We start from the raw sequence: 7485 nt of genomic DNA, 5'->3' as shown, positions 1-7485 counted from the left end.
TCCGGCGGGGGGCGCGGGGGGGGCGCGGGGGGGGCCCGCGGGGGGGGCGGCGGCGGGGGCGCCCCCGCCGCCGTCCCGCCCCCCCGTGGGAGGACGGGCGCCGCCGTGTTCCAGGGTCATGTACGTGCCAATGGTGGATCAAGGTCCGCCGGGCCCTTGTGGCACGGAGGTGACGGAAGTGACCATTCCGCTACTTGGCCCGTTACTGGAGTGGGCCGGGTGGCAGTGAGCCGCACCACAAGGGGGTGGGGGTGCACAGGGGCCCGGGTCCGATAGCCTGATCGCTGGATATCTCTTCACGTCGAGACATCGATCGATCAGGGGGAGACGTCCAGCATCAGGGGTAAGGGACCCCCGCCCGCCAGCTGTCTTCTGGAGATCGCCATGACCCGCACTCCCGTGAATGTCACCGTGACCGGCGCGGCCGGCCAGATCGGCTACGCGCTGCTCTTCCGCATCGCCTCCGGCCACCTGCTCGGCGCGGACGTGCCGGTCAAGCTGCGCCTCCTGGAGATCCCGCAGGGCGTGAAGGCCGCCGAGGGCACCGCCATGGAGCTCGACGACTGCGCCTTCCCGCTGCTCAAGGGCATCGACATCTTCGACGACCCGAACAAGGGCTTCGAGGGCGCCAACATCGGCCTGCTCGTCGGCGCCCGCCCGCGCGGCCCGGGCATGGAGCGCGGTGACCTGCTCGCCGCCAACGGCGGCATCTTCAAGCCGCAGGGCGAGGCCATCGCCGCGCACGCCGCGGACGACATCAAGGTCCTGGTCGTCGGCAACCCGGCCAACACCAACGCCCTGATCGCCCAGTCGGCCGCCAAGGGCGTCCCGGCCGAGCGCTTCACCGCGATGACCCGCCTGGACCACAACCGCGCGCTGACGCAGCTGGCCCAGAAGACCGGCACCTCGGTCACGGACATCAAGCGCCTCACCATCTGGGGCAACCACTCCGCGACCCAGTACCCGGACATCTTCCACGCGGAGATCGCCGGCAAGAACGCGGCCGAGGTCGTCAACGACCAGGCGTGGCTGGCCGACACCTTCATCCCGACCGTCGCCAAGCGCGGCGCCGCGATCATCGACGCCCGTGGCGCGTCCTCCGCCGCCTCCGCGGCCAACGCCGCCATCGACCACGTCTACACGTGGGTCAACGGCACCGCCGAGGGCGACTGGACCTCCATGGGCGTCCCGTCCGACGGCTCCTACGGCGTCCCGGAGGGCCTGATCTCCTCCTTCCCGGTCACCTGCAAGGACGGCAAGTACGAGATCGTCCAGGGCCTGGAGATCAACGACTTCTCCCGCGCCCGCATCGACGCCTCGGTCAACGAGCTCGTCGAGGAGCGCGACGCGGTCCGCGAGCTCGGCCTCATCTGAGCCTCGCAGTCCTCGTGCTGACATGACGCTGACATAGCGTCACCCGGCGCCCCCGGCCCATTCGGCCGGGGGCGCCGTGCGTTCTATGCTGGCTCCTCGGTTGCCGCCAACTCGGCGGAGTATTCGGACAGTTCGGGATCCCGGGGGAACAATGGCGCAGTCGTTCGTACCTCACCAGCCAGGTCCGCCGCCGTCCCACGGCCCCGCCGCCGTCGACCCGCGCGGCAACCCGAGCGCCAGCGAGGCCACCCGGTTACTCTGCGCGGGGACGTACCTCGACGACGCCTACCGCGACGCCGTCATCGAGCAGCTCTACATCCACGAGGAGCGCGTCACCGCCCCCTCGCTCGGCATCGACGCCGCCCGCGTCCTCGCCCACGCCCTGCGCGCCCGCCGGATCGAACTCGCCTGGTCCGCCGCGATCCTCGCGCTCTGGATCGTCGCCTTCCCGCTCACCAAGGGCCTCGCGCTGCTCCTGGCCCTGCCCTACGTCCTGCTCGGCATCGCCCGCTGGATCCGCGGCCGCGCCGCGAACGCGCCGTACTACCGCACCGTCCCCGCCTTCCTCCTGCGCTGGTACGGACGGCTGAGCTTCGTCCAGTCCGCGGCGCTCCTCCTCGTCCTCGCCTTCGCCGGCGAGGAGACCCGCTGGGAGTTCCTCAGCGGCCTCGACGACACGAGCGGCGCCTTCGCCCTCGCCGCCGCCGGCGCCGCCGAGGAGCTGTGGGGGATCGGCAGGCTGGAAGTCTGGATCACCATCGCCGTGCCGCTCCTGATCGCCTGGGCGGTGGCCGTGCAGCGCGGCCAGTTCGCCCGCGCGCTGACGCAGGAGCTGCACCCCAAGCGCTTCGCCGACCTCGCCGGCGACCCCGCCGAGCAGGCCCAGGGGGCCCGGTTCCGCCGCCTGCGCGACCGGATCCGTATCGAGCAGCACTCCCGGCTCGTCATGTACCGCTCCGAGATCCCGTTCTGCGGCGCCGGCGAGCCGTACGAGCCCTGGTCGCTCTCCGTCGAGCTGCGCCCCCGCAAGAACCTGGAGGGCGGCGCGCCCGAGCCGCTCGACAACAGCGCGATCATGCGGCACATCGTCCCGCTCCTGGAGGCCCTCCGGGTGCCCTCGCCGCACGGCTCCCCGGAGATCCAGGCCGCCGTGCGCGACCGGCTGCGCCACCTGGAGATCGACGAGGTCGTCTTCCTGCCGGTCGACGGCCTGCCGAGCCGCGCCGCCGCCCCGTACACCCCCGAGGGCTTCGAGCTGCACCGCTCCGGCGCGATCGAGGAGGGCGGCGAGCCCCGCCGCCATTTCCTGCGGATCCGCGTCGGCGGCTGGGGCGAGGAGATCGTCACCACCGTCTTCGTCCGCGTCCACACCCAGGGCGGCATGCTGATGCTGGAGGTCGCCCCGCACGTGCTGCGCCCGGTCGACCAGTGGTACCGCTACGCGGACCGGATCGCCCACCGCTACCGGCACAACCACTACTTCGGCAAGGCCGTCTGGGCCCTCGGCCAGACTCCGCGCTCCGCCGGGCAGGCCCTGGTCACGCTGTGGCGGGCCCTCGGCCAGGTGTGGCGCATCGCCACCGGCGGGCACGCGGGCGCGCTGGCCGAGGGGCCGCTGTACTCCGTGCGCGAGCTGGGCTCCGACGACGACGCCTCGCTCTTCCAGGAGATGGACATCAGCCGCTACCTGAAGAGCATCCAGGACCGGGTGGCGGGCGGCGTGACCGTGGCGCTGCGCGAGGCGGGGTACGAGACCGCCGAGTTCGAGCAGAAGATCGTGCACGTCGCGGAGGGCGGGACGTTCATCGAGAACACGAAGGGGAACGTCACGATCGGCGACCACAACACCGTCACCAGCAAGACCTTCAACACCGGCACCACCACGAAGACCGGAGGCGACCGTGGCTGACAACGACAACGCCGTGCCCCGCGGCATCAACGTCACCAACACCGGCGGCAACGTCACCATCGGCGACCACAACACCGTGTCGTACACGGTGCAGGGCGCCGAGCCCGCGCGCGACCCGCAGCAGGAGGAGCTGCTCCGGGCGATCCGCGAGCTCCGCGCGGACCTGACCCGCGTCGTCGCCTCGGAGCGGACCGCCGCGCTCGACGCCGAACTCTCCGACGCGGAGGACGAGATCGAGGGCACCGGCGCCGCCGGCCCCGGCCGCCTCGCCCGCCTCCGCCAGGCCCTCGCGGACGCCGACGCCCTCACCGGCCTCCTCGCCTCGGGCGCGGCCGTCGCCCAGGCCGTCGCCGCGCTGGTCGGAGGCTGAGATGAGCACGCGCGGGGGCGGGGCGTGGTGGAACGACGAGTCGCAGAGCTGGGAGACGGACGCCCCGACGACACCGACGACACCGGAGCCGCCGAAGGCCCCGCCTCCGGCCGCGCCTGACCCCGCACCCGGTTACGGCTCAGGCCCCGGCGCCGCACCTGCGTACGGTCCCGGGCCCGGCCCCGCACCCGCCTACGGCCCCGGGCCCGGCCCCGCACCCGCGTACGGTCCCGTCGTGCCGCCGCCCCCGCCGCCGTCGTACCTCCCCGGAGCGGTGCCCGCGGACGCGTCGGCGCCCCGGTCCGGGCCCTCGCGCAACGTGCTCGTGGCCGGCGCCGTAGTGGCGGTCCTTGTCGCCGGGGGCGTCGGGGGGTGGTTCCTGTGGGGGCGGGACGGCGGAAGCGGCGGTACGGGGCAGGGGCCGACGGCCGCGCCCAGCGTGACCGTGTCGGAGGCGCCGTCCACCGGGTCGGATGAGCCGTCTGCGTCCGAATCCGCGTCCGCGCCCGCGTCGCCGTCGGAGGGCGCGCCGCCCGCCGGCTTCCGGCTCGTCGAGGACGACGCCGGGTTCACGATCGCCGTGCCCGAGGGCTGGAACCGCACCACGTCCGGGGCGAGCGTGTTCTACAACGCGCCCGACGGCGCGAGCCTGGTGCAGGTCTTCACGATCGACGAGCCGGGCCTGACCCCGTACGAGGCGCTCCAGCAGACCTCCCGGGACCTGGCCGAGAAGAACCCCGGCTACCAGGAGGTCGGCCTCGACCGGACCGGGACGGACGGGAAGGAGGCCGAGCTGGTGTACTCGTACGACCGGACGGAGGGCCGCCGGAAAGTCGTCGACCGGGCCTTCACCGGCAGTGACGGCAGGCAGTACGCGGTCCTCGCCGCCGGGCCGGAGACGGAGTGGCCCAAGCAGCGGGAGACCATCGACACGGCCCTCAGGTTCTTCAAGCCGGGCCCGTGACCGAGTCCTTCAGCAGGTGCTGCGCGAGCTCGCCGACACCCGCGAGGGTGCGCCGGAGCAGCCCGGGACCGAAGGTGATCCGGGTCGCGCCGAGCAGACCGAGCTCGGTGAAGGACGGATCGTCGGGCCGGCGCAGGAAGTTGAGCGGTCCGGCGACACCGGCCGCCCGCAGCGCGGGCAGGTCCGCGGCCGGGGCCAGGATCGGGAAGACGCAGTCCGCGCCCGCCGCCGTGTAGAGGCGGGCGCGCTCGGCGGCCTCGGCGACGGTCCCGCCGTGCAGGTACGTGTCCACGCGCGCGTTCACGAAGAGCGCGGGCCCGGCCGCCGCCCGTACCGCCGCGAGCCGTTCGGCCTGCTCGTGCGGGTCGCGGAGCGGGCGGCCCCGACCGACCCCCGTACGGTCGGAGTCCTCCAGGTTCACGCCGACCGCGCCGGTCTCCAGGACCCGCGCGACCAGTTCCTCCGGCGCGAGGCCGTAGCCGTCCTCGACGTCGGCGGTGACCGGTACGGAGACGGACCGGACGATCCGGGCGACGGCCGCGAACATCTCGTCGGCCGGCGTGTCCCCGTCCTCGTACCCGAGCGCGGCGGCGATGCCCGCGCTGGGCGTGGCCAGGGCCGGGAAGCCGGCCTCCGCGAAGACGCGGGCGGAGGCGGCGTCCCAAGGGCCCGGCAGTACCAGCGGGCGGTCGGCGGGCCGGTCGTGGTGCAGGGCCCGCAGGACGTCGGCGGTCACCGCTTGAACATCCCGGCGGTGTAGTGGCCCGGGACCATGCGGGTGGAGACGGCGATCCGGTTCCACGAGTTGATGACCGTGATCGCGCCGATGACGTGCGCGAGCTCCGCCTCGTCGAAGTGCTCGGCGGCCTCCGCGAACACCTCGTCCGGCACGAAGCCGTCGGTGACGACGGTGACGGCCTCGGTCAGCGCCAGGGCGGCCGCCTCGCGCTCGGTGTAGAAGTGCCGCGACTCGCGCCAGGCGGACAGCTGGACGATCCGCTGCACGGACTCGCCGGCCGCCAGGGCGTCCTTGGTGTGCATGTCGAGGCAGTAGGCGCAGTTGTTGATCTGCGAGGCGCGCAGCTTGATCAGCTCGTAGAGGACCGGGTCGACGTGCTTCGACGCGGCGATCTCCAAGCCGACCATGGCCTTGTAGAAGTCGGGGTGCAGCTCGGCGAAGGCGATGCGGGCGGGGTGCTCGTGCGCGTAGCCGGTCCCGGGGGTCTGCGGGTTCTGCGGGTTCTGCGGGGTGCCGTTCACGGTGGTCGTCATGACGATCACCGTACGGTTCCGATGGTGCCCGGGTATGGTCCATTTCCATGGCAAACGAGTGGGCCACTTTCGGCGCCGACCTGCATCTGGACCTCGCTGGACAGGGGCTGCGCCACGGGCTGATGGACGCGCTGCGGGAGGCGGTGCGCAGCGGGCGGCTGGCGGCGGGGACGCGGCTGCCGTCCTCGCGTTCGCTCGCCGCCGACCTGGGCGTGGCGCGGAACACCGTCGCCGACGCGTACGCGGAGCTGGTCGCCGAGGGGTGGCTCACCGCCCGGCAGGGCTCCGGCACCCGGGTGGCCCCGCGCTCCGCACCGCGGCGCACGGAGCGGAGCCGTACGGCGGCTCCCGTCGCCTCGCGCAGGGCGGCCGGGACGCCCACGTACAACCTGCTGGCCGGCACTCCCGACCTGGCCACCTTCCCGCGCGCCGACTGGCTCAAGGCAGCCCGCAAGGCGCTGATGGCCGCGCCCAACGAGGCGTTCGGCTACGGCGATCCGCGCGGCCGCGTCGAACTGCGCACCGTACTCGCCGAGTACCTGGCGCGGGCCCGGGGCGTGTACGCGCGGCCCGAACGGATCGTGGTCTGCTCGGGGTTCGTGCACGGGCTGATGCTGATGGGGCGGGTGCTGCGGGACCGCGGGGTGCGGAAGGTGGCCGTCGAGTCGTACGGGCTCGACGTCCACTGGAACCTGCTGACCCGCGAAGGGCTGCGGATTCCGGCCCTGCCCTTCGACGAACGGGGCACCCGGACCGAGGAGTTGGCGGCGATGGGCGGTGCCGGGGCGGTCCTGATGACCCCGGCCCACCAGTTCCCCATGGGCGGCGCGCTCCACCCCGACCGGCGGGCGGCGGCGGTCGACTGGGCGCGGGCCACCGGCGGGCTGATCCTGGAGGACGACTACGACGGGGAGTTCCGCTACGACCGGCAGCCCGTCGGCGCGCTCCAGGGCCTCGACCCGGAGCGCGTGGTCTACCTCGGCACGGCCAGCAAGTCGCTCGCGCCGGGCCTGCGGCTGGCGTGGATGGTGCTGCCGGAGCACCTGGTGGAGGAGGTGGTGGCGGCGAAGGGCGGGGTCGAGTGGGCGTCGTCCGCGACCGACCAGCTGACCTTCGCGGAGTTCCTCGGCTCGGGCGCGTACGACCGGCACGTCCGGGCCATGCGGCTGCGCTACCGGCGCCGCCGCGACCAGCTGGTGGCCGCCGTCGCCGCGGCCTCGCCCGGCACCCGGGTGAGCGGCATCGCCGCCGGGCTGCACGCCGTCCTCGAACTCCCCGAGGGCACCGAGGCCGCCACCGTCAGCTCCGCCGCCTTCCAGGGCCTCGCCGTCATGGGCATCAACCGCTTCCGCCACCCGGACACCCCGGTGACGAAGGACGCGCTGGTGGTGGGCTACGGAACCCCGACGGACAGCGCCTGGACGGGCGCGCTGGAGGCGCTGTGCAGGGTGCTGCCGTAGCGGCTTGACGCGGAGGCCGAGCGCGAACACCGGGACCTGCGGCCCGCACGCGCGCCGGGCCCGCACGCGCGCCGGGCCCGCACGCGCGCCGGGCCCGCACGCGCGCCGGGGTACGCCCGTGCCCGTGCCCGTGCCT

General features: G+C 73.9%; 7 protein-coding genes. 5 read left to right on the top strand and 2 right to left on the bottom strand.

Annotated features, from left to right (window positions below; genetic code table 11):
• The first annotated feature begins 384 nt into the window (after positions 1-384).
• The 4 genes from ACWEJX_RS36860 to ACWEJX_RS36845 all read left to right on the top strand — a co-directional run bounded on the left by ACWEJX_RS36860 (position 385) and on the right by ACWEJX_RS36845 (position 4617).
• Positions 385-1374, top strand: a complete 990-nt coding sequence (locus ACWEJX_RS36860; protein ID WP_451611774.1) for a malate dehydrogenase — start codon at positions 385-387, stop codon at positions 1372-1374.
• A 151-nt stretch (positions 1375-1525) separates the two neighbouring features.
• A complete protein-coding gene (locus tag ACWEJX_RS36855) occupies positions 1526-3283 on the top strand; it encodes a hypothetical protein (RefSeq protein ID WP_451611773.1) in 1758 nt (585 codons plus the stop codon).
• Positions 3276-3653 (top strand): hypothetical protein, encoded by a 378-nt coding sequence (locus ACWEJX_RS36850; protein WP_451611772.1) that lies wholly within the window; start codon positions 3276-3278, stop codon positions 3651-3653. Before ACWEJX_RS36855 ends, ACWEJX_RS36850 begins: the two co-directional genes overlap by 8 nt.
• Before the next feature lies 1 nt (position 3654).
• Positions 3655-4617 carry a serine/arginine repetitive matrix protein 2 gene (locus ACWEJX_RS36845; RefSeq protein WP_451611771.1) on the top strand — a complete coding sequence of 321 codons (963 nt, stop codon included), beginning with the start codon at positions 3655-3657 and terminating at the stop codon, positions 4615-4617.
• On the opposite strand, the gene ACWEJX_RS36840 is transcribed toward ACWEJX_RS36845, so the two are convergent.
• Together ACWEJX_RS36840 and ACWEJX_RS36835 are read right to left on the bottom strand one after the other, a co-directional pair.
• Positions 4601-5353, bottom strand: a complete 753-nt coding sequence (locus ACWEJX_RS36840) for an isocitrate lyase/PEP mutase family protein (RefSeq protein WP_451611770.1) — start codon at positions 5351-5353, stop codon at positions 4601-4603. The genes ACWEJX_RS36845 and ACWEJX_RS36840 overlap by 17 nt on opposite strands.
• Complete coding sequence (locus ACWEJX_RS36835) at positions 5350-5889, bottom strand: carboxymuconolactone decarboxylase family protein (protein WP_451611769.1); 540 nt, start codon at positions 5887-5889, stop codon at positions 5350-5352. Before ACWEJX_RS36835 ends, ACWEJX_RS36840 begins: the two co-directional genes overlap by 4 nt.
• Before the next feature lie 47 nt (positions 5890-5936).
• Between ACWEJX_RS36835 and pdxR the strand changes: the two genes are divergently transcribed.
• The gene (gene pdxR / locus ACWEJX_RS36830) at positions 5937-7349 is read left to right on the top strand and encodes a MocR-like pyridoxine biosynthesis transcription factor PdxR (RefSeq protein ID WP_451611768.1); all 1413 of its coding nucleotides are present in this window, start codon (positions 5937-5939) and stop codon (positions 7347-7349) included.
• Positions 7350-7485 lie beyond the last annotated feature (136 nt).

The sequence above is a fragment of the Streptomyces sp. NPDC004788 genome (assembly GCF_053601115.1).
The sequence above is the reverse complement of the archived record's forward strand: the minus strand, read 5'-3'. Positions and strand labels throughout refer to the sequence as shown.

Excerpts from the sequence above, each read along its gene's own strand:
- ACWEJX_RS36860 (WP_451611774.1), top strand. The coding sequence starts at position 385 with ATGACCCGCACTCCCGTGAATGTCACCGTGACCGGCGCGGCCGGCCAG.
- pdxR (WP_451611768.1), top strand. The coding sequence starts at position 5,937 with ATGGCAAACGAGTGGGCCACTTTCGGCGCCGACCTGCATCTGGACCTC.
- ACWEJX_RS36845 (WP_451611771.1), top strand. The coding sequence starts at position 3,655 with ATGAGCACGCGCGGGGGCGGGGCGTGGTGGAACGACGAGTCGCAGAGC.
- ACWEJX_RS36835 (WP_451611769.1), bottom strand. The coding sequence starts at position 5,889 with ATGACGACCACCGTGAACGGCACCCCGCAGAACCCGCAGAACCCGCAG.
- ACWEJX_RS36855 (WP_451611773.1), top strand. The coding sequence starts at position 1,526 with ATGGCGCAGTCGTTCGTACCTCACCAGCCAGGTCCGCCGCCGTCCCAC.